This is a genomic window from Tenggerimyces flavus, from assembly GCF_016907715.1.
In the GTDB taxonomy this organism is placed as follows: domain Bacteria; phylum Actinomycetota; class Actinomycetes; order Propionibacteriales; family Actinopolymorphaceae; genus Tenggerimyces; species Tenggerimyces flavus.
This window is the reverse complement of the sequence record NZ_JAFBCM010000001.1, coordinates 630,820-651,643: the sequence shown is the minus strand read 5'-3', so window position 1 is coordinate 651,643 and position 20,824 is coordinate 630,820. Positions and strand designations below refer to the sequence as shown.

The window sequence follows — 20,824 nt, the reverse complement described above, 5'->3', positions numbered from 1 at the left end:
GTCCGCATGCCGATCTTCGACAAGGAGCTGCCCGACCTCGAGGCCTACAAGCCCGAGCGTGAGGAGCAGCCTGACTTCGACTCGTTCTGGACCGCGACGCTCGATGAGGCGCGGCAGCACCCTGTCGATGCTCGGTTCGAACCCGTGGACGCGTTGCTCTCGACCGTGGACGTCGCCGACGTGACGTACCGCGGCTTCGGCGGCGACGAGATCCGCGGCTGGTTCGTGACGCCACACGGCGCCGACGGGCCGCTGCCGTGCGTGGTGGAGTACATCGGGTACGGCGGCGGCCGCGGCCTGCCGCACCAGTGGCTGCTGCACGCGAGTGCCGGGCGCGCGCACTTCGTCATGGACACGCGCGGCCAGCGGGGTGGCGACACCCCGGACCGCGACCCGTACCCGACCACCCCGTCGTACCCGGGCTTTATGACGATGGGCGTCGAGTCGCCGGAGACGTACTACTACCGGCGGCTGATGACCGATGCCGTACGCGCGATCGACGCGGCTCGTACGCATCCGCTGGTCGATCCCGCGAAGATCGTGGTGACGGGCGGCTCGCAGGGTGGCGGCCTGGCGCTGGCCGCTGGCGGGCTGGCCTCGGACGTCGTCGGGGTGATCTCCGACGTGCCGTTCCTGACGCACTACCGGCGCGCGGTCGACGTGGCGGACGACGGCCCGTACCCGGAGATCAAGTGGTACCTGCGCGACCGGCGCGGCCGGGTGGAGGAGACGTTCAAGACGCTGTCGTACTTCGACGGCGTGAACTTCGCCGCCCGCTGCGCGGGCTCCGGCCTGATCTCGGTCGGGCTGCTGGACAACGTGTGCCCACCGTCGACTGTGTACGCGGCGTACCACCACTACGCGGGCCCGAAGGAGCTGCGCGTGTGGGAGTACAACAAGCACGAGGGCGGCGCGAACTACCAGCAGGCCGAGGCGTTGAGGTTCCTCAAGGACCTGCTTGGGTAGCCCGCACCGGGCCCTGGGGCGGGCGAAATCCCTGTGCGTGTAACCGGCTAAATCGCTATGGTGGTGCTTCCAACGTCTTCAGGAGGTGCCACGATGGCTGCTGGACTGACCGGCCCACTGACCCTCGGCGGGGTCGCGCTGGACTGTCCGAACCCACGGGAGCTGGCCGAGTTCTACAGCCAGCTGCTGGGCTGGAAGATCACCCACGAAGACGACGAGTGGGTGTCGCTGGAGTCCCCGAACGGCGGCCCGGCGCTGGGCTTCCAGCGCGACCCGGAGTTCGTTCCACCGACCTGGCCCGAACGAGGCGTACCGCAGATGCTGCACCTCGAGATCGAGGTCGCCGACCTCGACGCCGGTCGCGACCACGCGCTGGCAGCCGGGGCACGCGAGACCGGCAAGCCCGACTCACCCACCGCCAGCTTCCGCGTCTACCTCGACCCCGCCGGCCACCCGTTCTGCCTCGTCAGAAGCTGAGGCCGTCGATCTTGGCGGCGTCGGCGAAGATCCGGATCCGCCTGCGCACCACTCGCTCGGGCTCGGGCATCCTCATGGCTTCGGCCCACCGGTCGCGGGGATGGGTGAGGCACTCGAACGCGATCTCACCGACGTATCCCTGGGGATCGATCGCGAGCCAGTCCTCGCGCACTCCGCGGAGCACGTTTGTCTGCCCATCGTTCGAACGTTGGCGCCAACCGGGGCAGGTCGGGTGGCGCCGGCACGGCGAGACGCCCGGCCAGCCGCCCGATGATGGACATCGCCTTGTCCGAGTCGGCGACGGTGTCACCGACTCCGGGTGGAGTTCCTCGAGCAGCATCGCGTAGGACGAATCGTGACGGTCGAGCCCGCTACTGACGGTCACCGCATCGTTTCGGCCCATGAGGGATCAGCCGAGCCAGAGGCTCCGGAGGCGGCCGATCTCGGCGATCCGGCGTTCGGCCAGCCGGTCGGCCGCCACCGCGGGTGGGACGCCTTCCTCTTCGGCAAGGGAGAAGACCTTGCCGGTCGTCTCGTAGATCTTCGCCGCGCGTGCCTTCGCGCGGGCGAAGTCGAAGCCCTCGATCTCGTCCGCGACCTGGATCAGGCCGCCCGCGTTCACGCAGTAGTCCGGGGCGTACAGGATGCCGCGGTCCTCGAGCATCTTCTCGATCCCCGCGTGCGCGAGCTGGTTGTTCGCCCCGCCGCAGACGGCTCGCGCGCGCAAGGACAGGACGGTCGCGTCGTCGAGCGACGACCCCAGCGCGCAGGGCGCGTACACGTCGATGTCGGACGCTGCCAGCGCCGAGGCCGAGTCGACCACGTCGACCGACGGGTACTCCAGCCGCACCGCCGCGATCGCCTGTTCCGACACGTCCGTCACCACGACCGACGCGCCGTCGTCGAGCAGGTGTCCGACCAGGTGCCGGCCGACCTTGCCGACGCCGGCGATGCCGACGCGGCGGCCGTGCAGGGTGGGGGAGCCCCACAGGCGTTCGGCGCAGGCGCGCATGCCCTGGAAAACGCCGAAAGCGGTGAGGATCGACGAGTCGCCCGCGCCGCCGTGCTCGACCGTACGGCCGGTCACGTACGTGCACTCGCGGGCCACCAGGTCCATGTCGGGGGAGTACGTGCCCACGTCGCACGCGGTGATGTACCGGCCGCCGAGCGACTGCACGAACCGCCCGTACGCACGCAGCAAACCCTCGGACTTGTCGCGGGAAGGATCGCCGATGATCACGGCCTTGCCGCCGCCGAGGTCGAGGCCGGCGAGCGCACCCTTGTACGCCATGGCCTTCGAGAGGTTGAGCACGTCGGTCAGTGCCGCGTCCTCGGTCGCGTACGGGTAGAACCTCGTACCGCCGAGCGCTGGGCCGAGCGCAGTCGAATAGATCGCGATGATCGCACGCAGTCCGCTCGGCTCATCGGAGCAGAACACAACCTGCTCGTGGCCGCTACTCCGGCCGAAGACGGCTGAGGCGGTCGCGGATTCGGTCACGGTGGTGACCCTCCTCGTCCATGCCCGCTCAGGGGTGGTGCGGGCTCTCCACCTCCAACGATAGAGGGGCCGGGTGAGCTACACCCGGCCCCTCCACATCCTCGGGGGAACGTGCCTTACTCCGTACGGCTAGACCGAGCTGACCGACTCCAGGTCCCGCGGCGGCGCCTCATCGGCGGATGGCGCGCCCCGCAGCGGCTCGTTCTTGATGAACCAGCTGAGTACGAACGCCAGGACCGCGAACGGCAGCGCCCAGAGGAACACGCCTTGGGTGGCGTGCACGATCGCTTCCAGGATCGACGTCTTGACCTCCGGCGGTACCTGGCTGAGCATCGCCGGGTCGATGTTCGTGCCGCCTCCGACCGAGGCACCGCTGGGCAGTGCGTCGGTGAGCCGGCTGGCGAAGATCGCGCCGAACACCGAGACACCGATCGAGCCGCCGATCGACCGCGCGAACATCGACGTGCTGCTCGCGACGCCCATGTCCTTCATCTCGACGCTGTTCTGCGCGAGCAGCATCACCACCTGCATGAGCAGGCCCATGCCGATGCCCAGCACGACCATGAAGATCGCCGAGGCGAGCTTGCCGGTACCGACATCGAGCATCGAGAGCAGTCCGATGCCGACAGCCATCGCCGCCGAGCCGATGATCGGGAAGCTTCGGTAATGGCCCGTACGGGTGATGATCTGACCGACGACCAGCGACATCACCATCGAGCCGCCCATCAGCGGGAGGAGCAGCAGGCCGCTGTTCGTGGCCGACGCGCCCTGCACGGTCTGCTGGTACAGCGGCAGGAACGTCACCGCACCGAACATCGCGACGCCGACCAGGAAGCCCATCAGCGTGCTCACGGTGAAGTTGCGGCTCTTGAACACGTGCAGCGGAACGATCGGCTCGACCGCGCGGCGCTCCTGGAAGACGAACGCCACCGCGGCAACGACGCCGAGGATCGCCAGGCCGATGATCTGGAACGAGCCCCATTCGTACTGCGAGCCGCCCCAGGTCGTGACCAGCACGATCGAGGTCGCGGCGACCGTCAGCAGGGCAGCGCCGAGGTAGTCGATCTGGTGCTTGATCGTGTGCCGCGGCAGGTGCAACCGGGCGGCGATCACGAACAGCGCGAGGATGCCGAGCGGGATGTTGATGTAGAACACCCAGCGCCACGACAGGTGGTCGGTGAGGAACCCGCCGAGCAGCGGGCCGGCGATCGTCGCGGCGGCCATCGTCGCGGCGAAGTACCCCTGGTACTTGCCACGTTCGCGCGGCGAGACCAGGTCGCCGATGATCGCCATCACGCCGACCATCAGGCCACCGGCGCCGAGGCCCTGCAGGGCACGGAACCCGATCAGCTGGATCATCGACTGGGCGATGCCCGACAGCGCGGAGCCGGCCAGGAAGACGATGATCGCGAAGATGAACAGCCGCTTGCGGCCGTACAGGTCGCCGAGCTTCCCGTACAGCGGCGTCGAGACGGTGGAGGTCAGGACGTAGGCGGTCACGACCCAGGACAGGTGCTCGACTCCGCCGAGCTCGCCCACGATCGTCGGCATCGCGGTGCCGACGATGAGCTGGTCGAGCATGGCGAGGAGCATCGCCAGGATCAGACCGGGCAACACGAACAGGACTTCCCGTCGCGTCGCGGGGGCCTGCGTGGAGGACATCGGTACGCTCCCGAGTTGTTGAGGACTGGCTGACTTGCCGGCAGGCAAGTTATGCTTACTTGTCGTACGGTAAGTGGGTTACTTGCCGGTCGTCAAGTAAATTGCTGGTCAAGTCAGGCGAGGAGGTACGCGAAGATGGGTGCCGGAGCCAGCGAACGCGGTGACACGCGGACGCGCATCCAGGAAGTCGCGTTCGAGCTGTTCGGGGAGCAGGGGTACGAGAAGACCTCGCTGCGCGAGATTGCCGACCGCCTGGGCGTGACCAAGGCGGCGCTGTACTACCACTTCAAGTCCAAGGACGAGATCGTCACCTCGCTCGTCGGCGACTTCATGGCGAGCATCGACGAGCTGGTGTCGTGGGCGGACTCGCAGCCGCGTACGGCGGAGATCCGCCGCGAGATCCTGGAGCGGTACTCGACGATCGTCCAGAACGGCTGGCAGGCGATGCGCTTCTTCCAGCAGAACCCGGCCGCGGCGAAGGGGGTGAGTGGGGACGACTTCCGCGCGCGGATGAAGTCGATCCACCGCCTGATGGTGGCCGAGGACGCCCCGTTGGAGCACCGGATCAGAGGGATGCTGGCGGTGGTGAGCCTGCACACGGCGCAGGCGATCATGGCCGAGGACAAGACGTCGACCCCGGAGTCGCGGCGCGAGGCGGCCCTCGTGGTGAGCCTCGACCTGGTCCGCGACATCTAGGCCGGAGCCGAGGTCCAGAGGCCGAACGAGACACCCTGCGGGTCGAGCAGGTTCGCGAACCAGAAGTCGTCCGATCCGAGGAACGTCCGGCCCCGCTCGAGGGTGGCTCCCCGACCGAGCGCGGCCTCGATCGTCTGCTCGAGGTCGTCGACCTGAACGTACAGTCGCGCCCCCGCTTGCGGCCTGTGCGCGCCTGACTGGAGCCCGCCGAGCGTCTCGCCGCCGCTCGAGGTGATGATCCAGTAGTCCCGCCCGAGGTCCGATCCCTCGAACGCGCGCCGGAACGTCCAGCCGAACAGGTCGCCGTAGAACGCCTGCGCCCCGGCGGGATCCGGGGTCTCGATCTCCCACCAGACGACGGCGCCGCCCGTCATGGCTGCGGCGCCCAGAGGTGGTCGGCGTCGCCGGCTTCGAGGCGGCCGCGGTAGACGTCGATCTTGTGGTCGATGACGCGGAGGTTGTCCTGGATCTCGGCGAGCTTGGCCAGCACCTCGACGCGGTGGGTCTCCATCAGCGCGAGGCGTTCCTTCTCGTTCCCGCGGCCCTCCGACACCAGCTCCGCGTACCGTCGGATGGTCCGGATCGGCATCCCTGTCGCCCGCAGCTTCGTACAGATCTGGATCCACTCCAGGTCGAGCTTGGAGTACCGCCGCCGGCCCGACGTCGTACGGTCGATCGTCGTCACGACCAGCCCGGCCCGCTCGTAGTACCGCAATGTGTGCACGCTCACCCCGGTCAGCCGCGCTGCCTCGCCGATGCTGACGCAGTCGTCCTTGACTTCGAGCACGCTCTCAATTCTACCGTCGAGGCCATGGACGGAAACGCGAAGAAGATCCTGATCACCGGAGGGACGAGCGGGCTGGGGCTCGCGATGGCGGAGGCACTCGCCGCGAACGACGCGACCGTCGCGCTGACCGGGCGATCCGGGGAGCGCGCGAAGGAGGTCGCCGCGAGCCTGCCGAACGCGATCGGCCTGGGGCTCGACGTCCGCGACGAGACGGCGGTGAGCGAAGGCGTCGCCGAGGTGTGGGAACGCCTGCGCGGCATCGACCTGCTGGTCAACAACGCGGGCATCGGCATGCGTACGGTCAACCCGAACTTCCTCACCCAGCCGACCCGCTTCTGGGAGGTGCCGGCGGACGGCTTCCGCGCCGTCGTCGAGACCAACCTGACCGGCTACTTCCTGGTGGCGCGCGAGGTGGTCCCGCGCATGCTCGCCGCCGGCAGCGGCCGCATCGTCAACATCGCGGTCAACGAGCAGAGCATGCGCCGGACCGGCTTCGTCCCGTACGGCCCCTCCCGCGCCGGCAGCGAGTCGCTGTCCCGGATCATGGCCGCCGACCTCGAAGGAACGGGCATCACCGTCAACCTGCTGATGCCCGGATCGGCGACCGTCACCGGGATGTTCCCCGACGACGTGCCCGCCGGGCTGCGCATCCTGCAGCCCGACGTGATGGGTCCTCCCATCGTCTGGCTCGCCTCCGCCGAAGCGGTGGGCGTGCACGACGAACGGATCGACGCGTCCCAGTTCGACGACTGGCTCAGGCAACGGCAGGGTCGAAGCGCGGGAGTCTGATCCCGTACTTCGTCAACGCCTTGCTGACCAGGTCCAGGCCGGCGAGTCCGGGCAGCTTGTCGACCTTCTGGTCGAGCATGAAGATGGTCTTCGGGCCGCCGTCGCTGTTGAACAGGTGGTTGAGCATGAAGCGGGTCTCGTACTTCGGTGCGATCGTCGACCCGACCGGTGCCCACAGCTTCGCGAGCGCCCAGCGGGTGATGTTCTGCGCCTTCTTGCTGCGCTCCAGCCGCTCCTTGGCCTCGGAGTAGTAGAACGCGAGGTGGCGGGTCTCCTGGTGCTGGATCCGGCGCAGGATCTTGGTCAGCGTCGGGTGGTCCTCGACCGCGATCAGGCGCGCGTACGCGGCGTGTGCGGACCACTCGTTCACCGCGCCCCAGCTCATGTGGGTCGCGATGAAGTCGTCGCCCACGACGGCGGCGGTGAGGCATTGGGTGATCGGACTGACAACGTTCTTGATGCCCTGCTTGAGCCGCACCTTGCGGTGCCGGATCAGGCCGGCTTCCTCGGCGTGCATGGCGAGGATCCGGTCGATCACGTCGCCGTGCCAGAACTCCTCGTAGTTCCACATGGTGAGGAACGTCGTGATGCGCGGGTTCTGGTGCGACGGCGTGACCAGCAGGTCGCGTAGGTAGCAGACCGTGTGGGTCTCGACGTCTGCCATGTAGTGAAGGCAGCGCAGCGCTGCTGGCGACAGCGGCTGTCGACGGAAGTCGTCGAAGTCGATGTCGTCCACGTTGACCGCTGCGGCTTCTTGTTTGTACGTGTCCAGTTCGAATGCCATTGGCCCATCTCCGGTTGGTGTTCGGACCCCGCTCGTGGCCGGATGGGTCCCGATCCAAGATTGCCGCTGCAATGTGTCCACCCGTTGCCCTACGGGCTACGAGTCGGTGAGAATATAGAACAAGCATTCGCCTTTGACTAGGATCCGGTCAGGGGCATGTCCGAGTGGTGGACGATGGGAGCGATGACCGCTCCTCGACTCGATCGCGCGGCACTGGAGGCTGCGCGTACGAAGCTGCTGCCGGACGTCGTGGCGCCGGGCCTGACGATCCTGTTCTCGGGCATCAACCCGGGTCTGATGTCGGCCGCGACGGGTTGGCACTTTGCCCGTCCGGGCAATCGGTTCTGGCCCGCGCTGCACCAGTCCGGCCTCACCCCGCGGCTGCTGCTTCCGCGCGAGCAGTCGGAGTTGTTGACGTATGGGCTGGGCATCACGAACGTCGCGCCACGCGCCACGGCGCGGGCTGACGAGCTGGCCGCGGAGGAGCTGCGGGCTGGCGGCGTACGGCTCGCGGCGCTGGCTTCGCGCTACGCGCCGCGGTTCGTCGCGATCGTCGGCATCACCGCGTACCGGACCGCTTTCGAGCGGCCGAAGGCTGTGTTCGGCGAGCAGCCGGAGCCGCTCGGTCCGTCCCGGTTGTGGGTGCTGCCGAACCCGAGCGGGCTGAACGCGCACTTCACCGCGTCGACGCTGGCCGCCGCTTTCGCCGAGCTCCGGCGTGCGGCCCAGGGTGACTAAGGTCACGGAGCATGCTGCCCCGAAGGATCCTCGAAGCACTCACCGAACCCCGGACCGTCGACGAGCTTGCCAACGACCTGCAGATCAACGATGCCCGGGTGCTCTGGCATCTGGAGCGGCTCGCCGCGACGGGCCACGTCGTCGGCGGCGAGCGTTGGCAGCGGACCGACGTTCCGGTGCCGGACGAGGCCGAGCCGGGGCCGGTGACCCTGGTGCCCGAGGCGAGCGTGCACGACTTCGTCCAGGCGTTCGCCGATGCCGAGGCCGGGATGTTCGGCAGCGACTACGTCCAGGCGGGCGAGGAGCATGCCAGCCGGATGTCGACCGAGCAGGCCGCCGAGTTCCGCGATCGGCTGATGGCGTTGATCGCCGAGTACTTCGCGCCGGGCGCCGGTGACCGCAGTGGCACCAAGTACGGCTTCCGCTGGGTGCTGACGCCCGTCGACCTGCACCCGCTACGGGATTAGGACAGTCGGCGGGGCATCGCGACGTAGGTCGAGTCCTCCCTCGGCTCACCACCTTCCAGCGCCGTGGTGCCGCGCAGCAGGGCGGGGCGGAGGCCCTCGTTGTACGACAGCACGACGAAGTCGGTGTCGACGCCCTCGAGCCCGTCGAGCAGGTAGCCGGCGTTGAACGACACCGTTCCCGCCGCTCCCGACAGCCGCGCTGGCAGCCGCTCGCTGCCGCGGGTGTCGACGTCGCCGGTCGCGCCGACCACGAGCCGGGTCTCCTCGATGCCGAGCACCACGCCCGCGTACCGGTCGGCCACGATGCACACCCGTCGCAGCGCCGCCCGCAGGTCCTCGACGCCGACGGTCACCGAACCGGCGAACTCGGTCGGGACCTTCGAGCGCAGCGGCGGGTAGTTGTCGTCGAGCAGGCGCATCGTCGTCACCTGGTGCTCGTCGCCCAGGCTGACCAGCGACTCGCCGCCACCGACGCGCAGCCCGATCGTCAACGTGCCCTTGCTGCCCAGGCTCTTCGCCGCGTCCGCGAGCATCCGCGCCGACACGACCGCCCGCGCGGGAGCGGACGTCCCGGTCGGCTTCCACGGCTGCTCGTGGATCGCGATCCTGTACCGGTCAGAGGAGGTCAGCGTGACCGTCTCGTCGGTGAGCTCCAGCAAGGTGCCCGTCAGCACCGGCACCACGTCGTCGCGCATCGCGATCCGCGCCATCCGCACCGCGGCGCGCGTGAACGCCTCGGCGTCGACCGCGCCAACCGCGTCCGGTGGCTGCGGCAGCTCCGGATAGTCCTGGAGCGGCAACGTGGGCAGCGTGAAGTCGATCGTGCTGGTGCGGATCTCGGTGACGCCGTCCACCGTGCGTACCTCGACCGACCCCGACGGCAGCGCGTGCACGATCTCGGCGAACACCCGGCCCGGCAGCAGCACCTCGCCCGGCTCCTCCACCTCGACCGGCAGCAGCACGGTCGAGCTGGCCTCGTAGTCGTACCCGGTCAGCCGTACGGCGCCGTCCTCGGTCGCGATCCGCAGGCCCGTCAACGCCGGGATCGGGGCCGCATGACCCGACGTATGCCGGGCGGAGAATGTCGCCGCGCGACCCAATGCCGAGCTCTCGCTGACGAAGCGCATCGTGTCCCTCCCCAAGGTGTGAGAGACAGACCGTACCTCCCTGCACCGACAAGTACGGCGGCGAGCATGGTGCTGTGGATACAGGGGCGCGCACTTGCCCACAGGTGAGCCGGGGATCGGGGCGGCTGCCGAGCTCTCGACAACTCCTTACGCCCTAAGGTATGGTCGCCTCATCGAATTCCTTACGCCGTACGGAGACGTGCCATGCCGCAAGCGACCCTCCACGACGACAGCACGATCGACCTCACCGTCGCCGGTTCTGGACCGACCGTTCTGGTGGCCGTCGACGAGCTCACCAAGGGCCTCGTCGACGAGCTCGCGGACACGTTCCACGTCGTCGGCTTCGATCTCACCGCTCACACGATGGCCACGCCGAAGCCCGACACGTTGACGCCCGACAACCTCGCCGCCGATCTGCTCGCGATCGCCGACGCGGCTGGCGCCGAGCGGTTCGCGTACTACGGCTACTCCTGGCTCGCCCTCGCCGGCCTGCAGCTCGCGATCCGTACCGACCGTCTCGACGCGCTCGTGATGGGCGGCTACCCGCCGCTCGACGGGCCGTACGCGGAGATGCTCGCCGTGACGGAGGCGACCCACCAGCTGTCGCTCAACCCCAAGCCGTCAGAGCCGGCGACGCAGCCGGCACAGCCGGCGCAGGACGGCGAGATCGACTGGGAGACCGTCGAGCTGACCGTGCCCGAGCCGGTGACCCGGCAGTTCATGACGCTCTACCAAGGCCTGCGCGGGTTCGACGACCGCGCCGCCCAGCCCGCGGTGCAATGTCCCCGGCTGGCAGTCGTCGGCTCGGCGGACCGCATCGTCTACAGCGAACGGTGGGGCGGGGTGACCGTCGACCTGGCCGGACCGGTCGTACGCAACGCCGCCGAGCTGCGCGAGCTCGGCTGGGACGTCGAGGTCCTCGAAGGGCTCGACCACCTCACCGCGATGCAGCCAGCCAACCTGCTACCGGTCCTCGAGCCGTGGCTGGCCAACGTCCTCACAAGGCGCTGACTCGCCACCAGGCTTGGTGATCGTCGCCCGGCTTCAGCACGACGAGGCCACGGCCGGAGTTGAAGGCGTCGGGCGGGCAGGTCATCGGTTCGAAGGCAAGGCCCGCCCGGTCGAACCTGCGCTCGGGCCGGTCCGCAGTGTGGACCTGGGCCCAACCGCAGGTCGTCGAGTCCCAGACGACCTCGACTCCCGTGCCGTCGCCGGCGAGGAGCTGCGCCGATGCCAGGCCCGCGCCGGACCTCGTGAGATCGGTGAACGCGTGGTCGACGGACAGCCCGCTCAGCGGCCGGCCGGCGCGGAAGTCGTACGGCGTTCCGCCCACGTCGACGAGCCCGACGGGGAGCAGTCGGTCCGGGGTGACGGTGAGGTACGTACTCGCGCCGAGCGTGAGCGTCCAGTCGTCCACGCGACCCTGGCCGGCGACGAGGTAGGAGTGCGAGGCCATGCCGTACGGGGCCTCGATGTCACCGGCGTTCGCCGCGGTGAGCTGGCAGGTCAGGCCCTTGTCGTCCAGGGAGTACGACATCGTCAGGTCGAGCAGGAACGGGTAGCCGCTCTGCGGGAACAGCCGGTGCGTCAGCACGACACTGCCCGGCTCATGCGAGGCGACCCGCCACGCGGCCCAGCTGACCAGGCCGTGCAGCGCGGTGCGGCGGGCGGGCTCGTTGAGCGGGAGCTGGTACGCCTCACCGCCGAACTCGTACTTGCCGTCGGCGATCCGGTTCGGCCAGGGCGCGATCACGGCGCCGCGGAACATCGGCATCATCTCGTCGGCGTCGAAGCCGGCGACGAGGTCGCGGTCCTCGTACCGCAGCATCCGCAACGTCGCGCCGACCTCGGTCACCACCGCCGAGTAGTCGCCGGCTGCGATCTCGAACTGCTCCCCGCTCGCTCGCATCCGGCCACCCTATTGGCAGGTGCTGTGGGGCGTCAGGACTGCTGAACGGGAAGCAGGCCGCGTTCGGCGAAGACCTTCTTGGCCACGAACGTCGCGTTGAGCGCGCGCGGGAACCCGCAGTAGCCGGCGGAGTGCAGCATGGCCTCGACGATCTCTTCCGCTGTGAGCCCGACGTTCAGTGCCGCGTTGACGTGCACCTCGAGCTGCGGCTCGCAGCCGCCGAGGGCGGTGAGCATGCCGATCGTGACGAGCTGCCGGTCGCGTGGCTGCAGGGCGGGTCGCGAGTAGATCTCGCCGAACCCCCAGGCGACGACCTGGTGGGCGAGCTCGGGGTTGACGTCCTGGAGGGATTCGACGACGCGTTCGCCTGCTTCGCCGTCGATACTCTTCAGGACCTCGAATCCGTGTGCGTAGCTTTCTTCCCGTGTCATGGTCGCGACCCTATGAGCTGGAGTGCGCTCCAGCGCCAGTCGCGCATAGGGTCGGGATATGAGCATGTTGGCGGGGAAGACCGCGGTCGTCACGGGCGGCTCGCGGGGGATCGGACGGGCGATCGTGGAGCGGCTCGCTTCCGATGGGGCGCGGGTGTTGTTCAGCTTCCATGCCAACGACTCCCTGGCCGCGGAGGTCGTCGATGTCGTGGCATCGAAGGGTGGCGAGGCGTCGGCCGTACGCGTCGACCTCGGGCGGCTGGACGACGTACGCAACCTCTTCGCCGAGGCCGACGAGGTGCTCGGCGAGCTCGACATCCTCGTGAACAACGCGGCTTCGGGCAGCCCGCTCGCGATGGCGGAGGTGACCGAGGAGCAGTACGACGCGATGTTCGACGCGAACGCGAAGGGCACGTTCTTCGCGATGCAGGAGGCGTCCGTGCGGTTGCGCGACTTCGGCCGGATCATCAACATCTCGACGATCAACACCGTCCTGCCGGCGCCGCGGAACGCGCTGTATCAGGGGGTGAAGGGCGCGATCGAACAGTTCGCGCTGGTCGCGTCCCGCGAGCTCGGCGCGCGGGGGATCACGGTGAACGTGGTCTCGCCGGGCGCCACGGACACGGATCTGCTGCGCGCCTCGAACCCACCGGAGGCGTTGGAAGCGCTGCCGGCGTACATCCCGCTGGGCCGCCTCGGCCAACCCATGGACATCGCCAACGTGGTCGCCTTCCTCGCCAGCCCCGACGGCGGCTGGATCACCGGCCAGAACATCCGCGCCGGCGGAGGGTTGCCCTAGCCAGGACCAGCCTCTCGAGGTTGGGATCCTTCGCGCTCGAAGCATCTAGCGCGCCGGTTCGTGATCATGAGCGTGATCATGAAGGCGAACCCGGCGTATATGACCGGTTTGGCTTCACGATCACCATCATGATCACCGGCTGGTTTGGATGAAGGTGCCCTTCATCCAATGCCGGTTGTGGGTGGCGAAGCTCTTCTGGTTCTGGTGCTGTCTTGGTGCGGTCCTCGATGAGAGCTGTTCTCGAGGTGGTGCTCTCGGGTCTGTGGCGGCGGTCGAGTGTGGCCACCTGCTTTTCACGCGCCGCCCCTGCCCCCCGGAACAGGTGTCCGGGGCAGGCCTGCTTGCGGTCCAGGTCTGCTGCCGTGCTTGGGTGGCTTGTGGAGCCCACGGTCTCTTGTGGCTCGGATGAAGCCGGGGGTTCGGTCTGCTCCTGGTTTCGAATGAGGGCGTCCCTCTATCGAATAGATCGATAGAGGGACGCCCTCATTCGCAACGTGGTGGTTAGACGACTGCTCCGGAGCTCGAGCGTTGGGCGCGCTTGCGGGCGACCGCTTCGGGCATGCGGGACTTCACCCGCGGCGGACGGGACGGCCACTTGCTCTGCAGCGCGATGGCCAACGGGGGCGAGGTGAGGCCCGACGAGTACGTACCCACGACCAGACCGACCAACAACGCCATCGCGAAGTCCGTCAAGGAGTCGCCGCCGAGAATCGTCAACGCTCCAAGGATGAACATCGCGCCCAGGCCGGTGTTGATCGTTCGCGGCACCGTCTGCAGGACCGCGGTGTTCGCAGATTCCGCGAACGGCACCTTCGGATGCGCTGCCCAGAGCTCGCGGATTCGGTCGAACACCACCACGACGTCGTTCACAGATCGACCGATGATCGTCAACGCCGCGGCCAGGAAGACGCCGTCGATGGACTTGCCCAGCCAGGCGAACAGACCCACCACCAGCACGATGTCGTGGAACATCGTCAACATCGCCGCGACGCCGAACATCCATCGGAACCGGATGGCCAGATAGACCATCTGGGCCAACAGTGCGACCCCCAACGCGATCAACGCCTTGAGCCGCAGTTCGTCACCCAGCGATGGCCCGATCAGCTCGTCCCGGATCTCCTGAACGTCCCCGCCGACCTTCCCCAGCTCCGCGCGGATTCGATCCTCATCCGTCGGCGTGAGCTGCGACGTTCGCACCGAGATGTTGTCGTTGTTCGACGTCTGTACGACAGCCCGCGGGAAGCCGGCGTCCGCCACCGCGGCACGCGCGTCGTTCACGTCGACTGGCTTGGACATCGAGTACTCGATCAGCCGCCCACCGGTGAACTCCACGCCGAAGTTCAGCCCGCGGATCGCGATGCCCGCGATCGCGACGACGAGCAGCGCCGCGGAGATGCCGAGCCACAGCTTGCTGCGCTTCATCAGGTTGGGGTTGCGCTCGGTGAGCCAGGTACGGATCCGCCCGATGTTCGCCAAACCGGTAAGGCGGGGTCGCTTCATGACGAACGAACGACGCACCGCCCACTCGACCAGCACCCGGGAGATGATCAGCGCCGAGACCATCGACGCCAGCACACCGACGGTCAGCGTGACACCGAACCCTCGGACCGCGCCCGACGCCAGGAAGAACAGCAGACCGGCCGAGAGCAACGTGGTCACGTTCGAGTCGATGATCGCCGACCAGGCACCCTGGAACCCGCGGGGAACGGCGGATGCCAGGCCGCGTTTGGGCGAGGCGGCGTACTCCTCTCGCGCTCGTTCGAACACCAACACGTTCGCATCGATCGCCATACCGATCGCGAGCACGAAGCCCGCCAGGCCAGGCAACGTCAACGTGGCATTCAATGCGACGAGCACGGCGTACGAGATCAGCGCGTAGCAGGCAAGAGCGACCGTCGCGAGGAAGCCGACCAGCCGGTAGACCACGATGATGAACAGGCCGGTGAGGATCAGACCGATGATGCCGGCCTTCGCGCTCGCCTCGATCGCCTCTTCGCCGAGCGTCGGGCCGACGGTCCGCTGCTCGATGACCTCGACGGGAACGGGCAGCGCGCCGCCCTTGATCAGCGTGCCGAGCTCCTGCGCCGACTGCTGGTCGAAGTCGCCGGTGATCTGGGTCTGGCCGCCGGTCATGCCGACGTTGCAGCCGACCTCCTGGACGACCTGCGGCGAGGAGATGACCTCGTTGTCGAGCACGATCGCGACGCGGCGCGTCGGGTCGCCGGGCTGGGCGCAGGCGGCCTTCGCGGTGAGGTTCTTCCACTTCGTTCCGCCAGGCCCGCTGAAGTCGACGTTGACGAACCAGGTCAGACCCTGCTGCGGGTCGTACCCGCCGGAGGCGTCGGTGACGTCCTCACCGGTGAGCGCGGCCGGGCCGATCTTGATCGGCTGACCGGACTCGTCGTTGATCACCCGTTCCTTGGTCGGGTCCGCGGCCTTCGTCGGCGACGGGGTCGGCGTCGGCGTGGCCGGTGGTGCCTCGGCGCCGAGAACGGAGTGGAACGTGAGCTGCGCGGTCCGGCCGATCACCTCGACCGCTTCGCGCGGGTCCTGCAGGCCGGGCAGCTCGATGATGATGCGGCGTTCGCCGGAACGGCTGACGTTCGCCTCGGCGACGCCGAGGGAGTCGACGCGCCGGTTGAGCACGCCGATCGCGCGGTCGGTCGACTCGGCGTTGGCCTTCGTGGTCGGGCTGTCGGACGCTTCGAGCACGATCTGGGTGCCGCCGCGCAGGTCGAGGCCGAGCTTGGCGGGCGTGCTGACGGCGAAGAACAACGCGCCGCCGAGGATGAGGAAAGTCAGTAAGGCGCGGATGAGTGGTGCACGAGACACAGTGCCTCCGATGGGCGCTTGGTGCGTGAGTAAGGTCCGCGTGCGCCCAAGGGAGGAAGGAAGGTCGGCTCAGGCGCGGGGTGCGCCGGGCGGGCCTCGTACGTTCGCGCCTCGACTGCTCGTGCCCGCGGGCCGGCCCACGGCCGCGGTCGGCTCGGCGAGGTACGCGGTCGGCCGGTCGAGCGTCCAGTTGCTCGCGACCAGGCCGATCGGAGCGGTGCGATGCTGCTTGGCCGAGGTCTTGCTCGCGACCGCGACGGCGATCGGGGAGTTGGACTCGACGAGGGTGCCGCGGCTGCTCTGGCCGGACGAGGCGGAGAACGCCTGCATCCGTACCGACGACGTCGGCTGCTGAGCACTCGCCGCCCCGTGGCCGAGGCCCACGACCGCGGCCACGAGCCCGAGGGTCCACGCGAGCGCGGCGCGGACGCGCATCTCGTACCCTCCCCGCTTCGTCGGTCTGAATCGAGCGGGGCTCAGTCTAAGTGGTTCCCTGATCGGTGTCTTTGGCCGGAAGGCGAACGGTCGCCCGGCCCTGCTCGAGATCGATCTTGGTCCGCGGCGGCGCGCCGTCCTCCTTGCGCGCGGGCATGATCGCCTCGTACTCACGCTGCTTGGTCAGGTGCATCCGGTTCTGGTTGAAGATCGGGTCGATCTGTTCGAGCCCGAGAGAGACCAGCTGCGCGCCCTTGCCCTCCGGACGGTGCTTCTGCAGGGCGCTGCTGAGCGCCGGGAACAGCGCGACGGCCGACGCCGTGCCCACCAGGGACAGCACGGTCGGCAGGACCCAGCCGCTACTCATGTCTGTAGATACGACTCGGCGGGCCGAAATAGTTGCCTGCCGGCGATACTTCCTCGGTAGCCAACTCCACGGAGGACTCAGAGCCCATGCCGACGCCAGGTGTGTCCGAGCTGTTCGACCCCGCCGCGTGGAAGCCCGTCGACGGCTTCGACTTCAGCGAGATCACCTACCACCGCGCGGTCGACCAGGGCACGGTCCGCATCGCGTTCGACCGCCCGGAGGTACGGAACGCGTTCCGCCCGCACACGGTCGACGAGCTGCACCAGGCGCTCGAGCACGCGCGGATCAGCTCCGACGTCGGCTGCGTACTGCTGACCGGGAACGGGCCGTCGCCCAAGGACGGCGGCTGGGCGTTCTGCTCCGGCGGTGACCAGCGGATCCGCGGCAGGGCCGGTTACCAGTACGCCGACGGCGAGACCGCTGACAGCGTGGACAAGGCGAAGCTCGCGCGGCTGCACATTCTCGAGTGCCAGCGACTGATTCGGTTCATGCCGAAGGTCGTCATCTGCGTCGTTCCGGGCTGGGCCGCGGGCGGTGGGCACAGCCTGCACGTGGTCAGCGACCTCACGCTGGCGAGCGCCGAGCACGCCCGCTTCAAGCAGACCGACGCGGACGTCGCGAGCTTCGACGGCGGGTACGGATCGGCGTACCTCGCCCGTCAGGTGGGGCAGAAGTTCGCCCGCGAGATCTTCTTCCTCGGCGGGGAGTACGACGCCGAGCAGGCGCACCGGATGGGCATGGTGAACGCGGTCGTCCCGCACGCCGACCTCGAACGCGTCGCGCTGGACTGGGGCCACAAGATCAACCAGAAGAGCCCGACCGCGATCCGGATGCTGAAGTATTCGTTCAACCTGATCGACGACGGGCTGGTGGGTCAGCAGCTGTTCGCCGGTGAGGCGACCCGGTTGGCCTACATGACCGACGAGGCCGCCGAGGGGCGCGACGCGTTCCTCGAGAAGCGCGCGCCCGATTGGTCAGGCTTTCCTTACTACTACTGAAAAGCGCCCATTTGTGCACTCTGAGTAGTACTTTGCCGAATGCCGTCACCTAGCGTACCGAGGCCTTGACGGTCCGATATCGGAGCGTTCATCCTTGCCGGCGAGCCATTTCTGTGACATCTCGTCCACGGACTGTATCCAACCCAAGGAGTTCTGCCCGATGCGACCGGTTCGTCTGGTCCTCCCTGGTGCGTTGGTCAGCGTCGCGCTCGTCACCGCGGCCTTCGCTCCCGGCGCTTCCGCCGCACCGACCCGCGACAACGAGCCGACCCGTGCTGCTTCTTCGACCTCGGAAAGCGCCATCCCGTCTGTCGGGAAGCCGCAACGGGTCGTCAAGGACGGCATGACGCAGCCGGTCTTCTCGTTCGCGGAGTCGATCAAGGAGACCGTCTTCATCGAGACCAAGGTCGACAGCGACAACGACGGCAAGAGCGATCGCGTGGCCGCGTACGTCCATCGGCCGAAGGAGACGAACGAGGGGCTGAAGGTCGCGACGATCGTCGAGGGCAGCCCGTATCCGGGTGGCATGCTCGACGTTCCGTACCACCCCGTCGACGTCACGACCGGTCAGCCGACGCTCGCGCCGTGGACGCCGCCCGCGGACATCGAGCCCTCGATCCACTACGAGCCGATCTACTACGACAACTACTTCGTGCCGCGCGGCTACGCGGTGGTCGTCGCGAACACGCTCGGCACGGGCGAGTCCGACGGTTGCCCCACGGCGGTCGGGCCGAACGAGACCGCCGGCATGGTGGCCGTGATCGACTGGCTGGCCGGACGGGCGAACGCGTATGGCAAGGACGGCAAGAAGATCCGCGCCCTCTGGTCGACCGGCGCGGTCGCGATGGCGGGCAAGTCCTACGACGGCACGCTCCCACTCGCGGCGGCGGGCACGGGCGTCAAGGGGCTGAAGACGGTCGTGTCCGTCTCGGGACTGTCGAGCTGGTACGACTACTACCGGGCCAACGGTGCGGTGACGTCGCCTGATGGCTTCGTCGGCGAGGACGCGGACCTGCATGCCAAGTTCGTCTTGACGCGGCGGCATGCGGAGGTCTGCGCGTCTGCGATGCGCGAGCTCGAACGTGGGATGGATCGGACCTCGGGCGACTACAACTCCTTCTGGGACGAGCGAAACTTCCTTCACGGCGTGCCGAACTTCAACGTCAGTGTGTTGATGACAGCCGGCCTGAACGACTGGAACGTGAAGCCGCAGCAGTTCTCGCAGTTGTGGGCAGCGCTGAAGGCGAACAACATCCCACGCAAGCTGTGGTTGCACCAGGGCGCGCACGACGACCCGGTCGACGTTCGCCGTCAAGTCTGGCTTGACACGGTGAACAAGTGGTTCGACTACTGGCTCTACGGGGTCCAGAACGGGATCATGAAGCAGCCCAAGGTCGACCTGGAGACGGCGCCTGGTACGTGGACGACGCAGTCGGACTGGCCTGCCGCGGCGCCGAAGAAGGGCACCAAGTCGCTGACGTTCGCCCCCTCGCGCGCGGTCGAGGCCAAGCGCGGCCGCGCGCCGACGTTGTGGTTCGACGACGCCCCGGCTCGCCCCGCCGCGGACCTGATCCAGAGCCCGGAGGAGGCCGACCCGAACCGCATCCTCTACCTCACCCCGCCGTTGCCGCAGTCGTTCCGGCTGTCGGGGACGCCGAGGGTGAGCGTGAAGGCGGCAATGAAGGGCAAGTCGCCTTACCTAACGGCCCTGTTGGTCGACTACGGGATCGACGACCGGGTGCAGAAACTCGCGAAGACCGGCGCGACGTGGTGCTTCGCGGAGAGCCTGCCGGACAACCCGGGCTGTCGTACGACGAAGGAGTACGTGACCGCGGCGACGCCGTTCAAGATCGTCAGCCGGGGCTGGATCGACGTACGCAACCGGTCGTCGCTGAAGAAGAGCGAACCGATCAAGCCCGGCACGATGTACCCACTGAGCTGGAACCTGCAGCCGGTCGACTACGTGATCAAGCCCAACCACCGCCTCGGCGTCGTGCTGCTCGCTACCGACCACGACTACACGCTGCGCTATCCGGCAGGCACGAAGGTCGGCGTCGAGATCACCGCCAGCTCCGTACAGCTCCCGATCGCCGCCTCCTGAGAGCGGCCCTTCGACACGCCGACCAGCCGTCCCGGCATGGGAACCGGGGCGGCTGGTCGCGTCGTCAGAGGGGGATAAGTTCGGACGCAAGGGGGAGGAACATGGCGCAGTACACGGCTGCCGGCCGGCAGATCTCGTGTTCGGTGTGTGGGGGCACCGACTTCACGGGACGCGAGGTGTTGCTGAACACGTCGAGCATGTCGTTCTTCAACATGGATTGGGCGAACAAGGCCGCAGAAGGTCTGGTTTGTCAACATTGCGGCTTCATCCAGCTCTTCATGCCGGAGCTGCTGGACAAGGTCGGCTAGGGCGTGTCTCTCAAAGAGCGTCGGCTAAGCGCGCGTAGCGCGCGGCGCCCCGCGCCCGGCTGGGCGTGGTGCAGGAGGAACTCATATTGGTTATATGGGTGACGAGCTGGACCGCGGCCAGGCGGGATGTGGGGTGTCGCGCGCCCGGCGATATTTGAGAGACACGCCCTTAGACTCAGTCCGGCAGCGCGACCACAGCGTCGACCTCCACCAGGAAGCCGGGCCGGAACAGGCCGGCGACCTGGATCAACGTGCTCGCGGGCGTGGGGGCGTCCCCGAGCACGGCGTCGCGCGCGTCCCGTACGTCCTGGATGCGCGACACGTCGAGCAGGTACCAGTTGAACCGCACCACGTCCGACCACGTCGCGCCGAGCGCGGTCAGGACGTTGCCCAGGTTCCGCAACGCCCGCTCGGTCTGCGCGCGGACGTCGCCGTCGCCGACCAGCGCGCCGTCCTCGCTCAGCGCGACCTGACCGGAGACGAACGCGAGCTGGCCCGTCGTGGTGACGGCGTGGGCGTAGCGGAGGCCAGGCGCCACGCCGGGCACGGAGAGGTGGCGATCGACAATCGGCATGAGAAAGATCATGCCCAGCCGATCCCAAGCCGGACAAACGATAGATTCGCATCGTCCCCATGCCCGAACGTCATGGCTA

The 20,824-nt window shown here is 68.2% G+C and carries 24 protein-coding genes; 11 read left to right on the top strand and 13 right to left on the bottom strand.

The features are described 5' to 3' along the window. Positions 1-6 precede the first annotated feature (6 nt). Both JOD67_RS03180 and JOD67_RS03175 read left to right on the top strand, forming a co-directional pair. On the top strand, positions 7-966 hold the full coding sequence (locus JOD67_RS03180; protein WP_205114901.1) for an acetylxylan esterase: 960 nt from the start codon (positions 7-9) through the stop codon (positions 964-966). Between the two features lie 93 nt (positions 967-1,059). Next, complete coding sequence (locus JOD67_RS03175) at positions 1,060-1,443, top strand: VOC family protein (RefSeq protein WP_205114893.1); 384 nt, start codon at positions 1,060-1,062, stop codon at positions 1,441-1,443. On the opposite strand, the gene JOD67_RS41670 is transcribed toward JOD67_RS03175, so the two are convergent. The 3 genes from JOD67_RS41670 to JOD67_RS03160 form a co-directional block, all read right to left on the bottom strand. Then, positions 1,433-1,627 carry an aminoglycoside phosphotransferase family protein gene (locus JOD67_RS41670; RefSeq protein WP_205114883.1) on the bottom strand — a complete coding sequence of 65 codons (195 nt, stop codon included), beginning with the start codon at positions 1,625-1,627 and terminating at the stop codon, positions 1,433-1,435. The genes JOD67_RS03175 and JOD67_RS41670 overlap by 11 nt on opposite strands. Positions 1,628-1,852: 225 nt before the next feature. Next, positions 1,853-2,941: a Leu/Phe/Val dehydrogenase gene (locus tag JOD67_RS41665; protein WP_205114882.1), complete on the bottom strand. Its 1,089-nt coding sequence runs from the start codon at positions 2,939-2,941 to the stop codon at positions 1,853-1,855. A 129-nt stretch (positions 2,942-3,070) separates the two neighbouring features. Further along, a complete protein-coding gene (locus tag JOD67_RS03160) occupies positions 3,071-4,603 on the bottom strand; it encodes an MDR family MFS transporter (RefSeq protein ID WP_205114879.1) in 1,533 nt (510 codons plus the stop codon). Between the two features lie 135 nt (positions 4,604-4,738). Between JOD67_RS03160 and JOD67_RS03155 the strand changes: the two genes are divergently transcribed. Continuing rightward, entirely contained in the window at positions 4,739-5,299 is a 561-nt protein-coding gene (locus JOD67_RS03155) for a TetR/AcrR family transcriptional regulator (RefSeq protein ID WP_205114877.1), read from the top strand. Here JOD67_RS03155 and JOD67_RS03150 read toward each other — a convergent pair. Both JOD67_RS03150 and JOD67_RS03145 read right to left on the bottom strand, forming a co-directional pair. Then, positions 5,296-5,673 (bottom strand): VOC family protein, encoded by a 378-nt coding sequence (locus tag JOD67_RS03150; protein WP_205114875.1) that lies wholly within the window; start codon positions 5,671-5,673, stop codon positions 5,296-5,298. The genes JOD67_RS03155 and JOD67_RS03150 overlap by 4 nt on opposite strands. Then, positions 5,670-6,086 (bottom strand): MerR family transcriptional regulator, encoded by a 417-nt coding sequence (locus JOD67_RS03145; protein ID WP_205114873.1) that lies wholly within the window; start codon positions 6,084-6,086, stop codon positions 5,670-5,672. The genes JOD67_RS03150 and JOD67_RS03145 overlap by 4 nt, the downstream gene beginning before the upstream one ends. Before the next feature lie 24 nt (positions 6,087-6,110). On the opposite strand from JOD67_RS03145, the gene JOD67_RS03140 reads away from it, so the two are divergent. Beyond that, a complete protein-coding gene (locus JOD67_RS03140; protein WP_205114871.1) occupies positions 6,111-6,875 on the top strand; it encodes an SDR family NAD(P)-dependent oxidoreductase in 765 nt (254 codons plus the stop codon). Here the strand turns inward: JOD67_RS03140 and JOD67_RS03135 are convergent. After that, positions 6,841-7,659: a ferritin-like domain-containing protein gene (locus JOD67_RS03135; RefSeq protein WP_205114869.1), complete on the bottom strand. Its 819-nt coding sequence runs from the start codon at positions 7,657-7,659 to the stop codon at positions 6,841-6,843. The two genes, JOD67_RS03140 and JOD67_RS03135, sit on opposite strands and share 35 nt — an antisense overlap. Before the next feature lie 183 nt (positions 7,660-7,842). Here JOD67_RS03135 and mug point away from each other — a divergent pair, with 183 nt between their 5' ends. After that, positions 7,843-8,397: a G/U mismatch-specific DNA glycosylase gene (gene mug, locus JOD67_RS03130; protein ID WP_205114867.1), complete on the top strand. Its 555-nt coding sequence runs from the start codon at positions 7,843-7,845 to the stop codon at positions 8,395-8,397. Between the two features lie 11 nt (positions 8,398-8,408). Then, a complete protein-coding gene (locus JOD67_RS03125; RefSeq protein ID WP_205114865.1) occupies positions 8,409-8,864 on the top strand; it encodes a winged helix-turn-helix domain-containing protein in 456 nt (151 codons plus the stop codon). Here JOD67_RS03125 and dnaN read toward each other — a convergent pair. Next, complete coding sequence (dnaN, locus tag JOD67_RS03120) at positions 8,861-9,991, bottom strand: DNA polymerase III subunit beta (protein ID WP_205114863.1); 1,131 nt, start codon at positions 9,989-9,991, stop codon at positions 8,861-8,863. The genes JOD67_RS03125 and dnaN overlap by 4 nt on opposite strands. Positions 9,992-10,195: 204 nt before the next feature. Here dnaN and JOD67_RS03115 point away from each other — a divergent pair, with 204 nt between their 5' ends. Then, positions 10,196-11,002: an alpha/beta fold hydrolase gene (locus JOD67_RS03115; protein WP_205114854.1), complete on the top strand. Its 807-nt coding sequence runs from the start codon at positions 10,196-10,198 to the stop codon at positions 11,000-11,002. On the opposite strand, the gene JOD67_RS03110 is transcribed toward JOD67_RS03115, so the two are convergent. Beyond that, positions 10,989-11,900: an aldose 1-epimerase family protein gene (locus tag JOD67_RS03110; RefSeq protein WP_205114852.1), complete on the bottom strand. Its 912-nt coding sequence runs from the start codon at positions 11,898-11,900 to the stop codon at positions 10,989-10,991. The two genes, JOD67_RS03115 and JOD67_RS03110, sit on opposite strands and share 14 nt — an antisense overlap. A 32-nt stretch (positions 11,901-11,932) precedes the next feature. Next, positions 11,933-12,331, bottom strand: a complete 399-nt coding sequence (locus JOD67_RS03105) for a carboxymuconolactone decarboxylase family protein (protein ID WP_205114850.1) — start codon at positions 12,329-12,331, stop codon at positions 11,933-11,935. Between the two features lie 58 nt (positions 12,332-12,389). Between JOD67_RS03105 and JOD67_RS03100 the strand changes: the two genes are divergently transcribed. Continuing rightward, positions 12,390-13,130 carry an SDR family oxidoreductase gene (locus JOD67_RS03100; RefSeq protein ID WP_205114847.1) on the top strand — a complete coding sequence of 247 codons (741 nt, stop codon included), beginning with the start codon at positions 12,390-12,392 and terminating at the stop codon, positions 13,128-13,130. 501 nt (positions 13,131-13,631) lie between these two features. Here JOD67_RS03100 and secD read toward each other — a convergent pair. From secD to JOD67_RS03085, 3 genes are all read right to left on the bottom strand, one after another. Next, positions 13,632-15,962: a protein translocase subunit SecD gene (secD, locus tag JOD67_RS03095; RefSeq protein WP_205114845.1), complete on the bottom strand. Its 2,331-nt coding sequence runs from the start codon at positions 15,960-15,962 to the stop codon at positions 13,632-13,634. Positions 15,963-16,031: 69 nt separating this feature from the next. Continuing rightward, a complete protein-coding gene (locus tag JOD67_RS03090; protein WP_205114843.1) occupies positions 16,032-16,397 on the bottom strand; it encodes a hypothetical protein in 366 nt (121 codons plus the stop codon). Positions 16,398-16,443: 46 nt separating this feature from the next. Further along, on the bottom strand, positions 16,444-16,764 hold the full coding sequence (locus JOD67_RS03085) for a DUF6191 domain-containing protein (protein WP_205114840.1): 321 nt from the start codon (positions 16,762-16,764) through the stop codon (positions 16,444-16,446). An 86-nt stretch (positions 16,765-16,850) separates the two neighbouring features. Here JOD67_RS03085 and JOD67_RS03080 point away from each other — a divergent pair, with 86 nt between their 5' ends. The 3 genes from JOD67_RS03080 to JOD67_RS03070 all read left to right on the top strand — a co-directional run bounded on the left by JOD67_RS03080 (position 16,851) and on the right by JOD67_RS03070 (position 20,171). Next, complete coding sequence (locus JOD67_RS03080) at positions 16,851-17,762, top strand: 1,4-dihydroxy-2-naphthoyl-CoA synthase (RefSeq protein WP_205114838.1); 912 nt, start codon at positions 16,851-16,853, stop codon at positions 17,760-17,762. Positions 17,763-17,922: 160 nt separating this feature from the next. Then, positions 17,923-19,863: a Xaa-Pro dipeptidyl-peptidase gene (locus tag JOD67_RS03075; protein ID WP_205114836.1), complete on the top strand. Its 1,941-nt coding sequence runs from the start codon at positions 17,923-17,925 to the stop codon at positions 19,861-19,863. Positions 19,864-19,964: 101 nt separating this feature from the next. Next, positions 19,965-20,171 carry a hypothetical protein gene (locus JOD67_RS03070; RefSeq protein ID WP_205114834.1) on the top strand — a complete coding sequence of 69 codons (207 nt, stop codon included), beginning with the start codon at positions 19,965-19,967 and terminating at the stop codon, positions 20,169-20,171. Positions 20,172-20,346: 175 nt separating this feature from the next. On the opposite strand, the gene JOD67_RS03065 is transcribed toward JOD67_RS03070, so the two are convergent. Continuing rightward, a complete protein-coding gene (locus JOD67_RS03065; protein ID WP_205114832.1) occupies positions 20,347-20,745 on the bottom strand; it encodes a RidA family protein in 399 nt (132 codons plus the stop codon). Positions 20,746-20,824 lie beyond the last annotated feature (79 nt).

Coding starts and splice junctions, on each gene's coding strand:
- JOD67_RS03180 (WP_205114901.1), top strand. CDS start 7: ATGCCGATCTTCGACAAGGAGCTGCCCGACCTCGAGGCCTACAAGCCC.
- JOD67_RS03175 (WP_205114893.1), top strand. CDS start 1,060: ATGGCTGCTGGACTGACCGGCCCACTGACCCTCGGCGGGGTCGCGCTG.
- JOD67_RS03160 (WP_205114879.1), bottom strand. CDS start 4,603: ATGTCCTCCACGCAGGCCCCCGCGACGCGACGGGAAGTCCTGTTCGTG.
- JOD67_RS03155 (WP_205114877.1), top strand. CDS start 4,739: ATGGGTGCCGGAGCCAGCGAACGCGGTGACACGCGGACGCGCATCCAG.
- JOD67_RS03150 (WP_205114875.1), bottom strand. CDS start 5,673: ATGACGGGCGGCGCCGTCGTCTGGTGGGAGATCGAGACCCCGGATCCC.
- JOD67_RS03140 (WP_205114871.1), top strand. CDS start 6,111: ATGGACGGAAACGCGAAGAAGATCCTGATCACCGGAGGGACGAGCGGG.
- JOD67_RS03135 (WP_205114869.1), bottom strand. CDS start 7,659: ATGGCATTCGAACTGGACACGTACAAACAAGAAGCCGCAGCGGTCAAC.
- mug (WP_205114867.1), top strand. CDS start 7,843: ATGACCGCTCCTCGACTCGATCGCGCGGCACTGGAGGCTGCGCGTACG.
- JOD67_RS03125 (WP_205114865.1), top strand. CDS start 8,409: ATGCTGCCCCGAAGGATCCTCGAAGCACTCACCGAACCCCGGACCGTC.
- dnaN (WP_205114863.1), bottom strand. CDS start 9,991: ATGCGCTTCGTCAGCGAGAGCTCGGCATTGGGTCGCGCGGCGACATTC.
- JOD67_RS03115 (WP_205114854.1), top strand. CDS start 10,196: ATGCCGCAAGCGACCCTCCACGACGACAGCACGATCGACCTCACCGTC.
- JOD67_RS03110 (WP_205114852.1), bottom strand. CDS start 11,900: ATGCGAGCGAGCGGGGAGCAGTTCGAGATCGCAGCCGGCGACTACTCG.
- JOD67_RS03105 (WP_205114850.1), bottom strand. CDS start 12,331: ATGACACGGGAAGAAAGCTACGCACACGGATTCGAGGTCCTGAAGAGT.
- JOD67_RS03100 (WP_205114847.1), top strand. CDS start 12,390: ATGAGCATGTTGGCGGGGAAGACCGCGGTCGTCACGGGCGGCTCGCGG.
- JOD67_RS03090 (WP_205114843.1), bottom strand. CDS start 16,397: ATGCGCGTCCGCGCCGCGCTCGCGTGGACCCTCGGGCTCGTGGCCGCG.
- JOD67_RS03085 (WP_205114840.1), bottom strand. CDS start 16,764: ATGAGTAGCGGCTGGGTCCTGCCGACCGTGCTGTCCCTGGTGGGCACG.
- JOD67_RS03080 (WP_205114838.1), top strand. CDS start 16,851: ATGCCGACGCCAGGTGTGTCCGAGCTGTTCGACCCCGCCGCGTGGAAG.
- JOD67_RS03075 (WP_205114836.1), top strand. CDS start 17,923: ATGCGACCGGTTCGTCTGGTCCTCCCTGGTGCGTTGGTCAGCGTCGCG.
- JOD67_RS03070 (WP_205114834.1), top strand. CDS start 19,965: ATGGCGCAGTACACGGCTGCCGGCCGGCAGATCTCGTGTTCGGTGTGT.
- JOD67_RS03065 (WP_205114832.1), bottom strand. CDS start 20,745: ATGCCGATTGTCGATCGCCACCTCTCCGTGCCCGGCGTGGCGCCTGGC.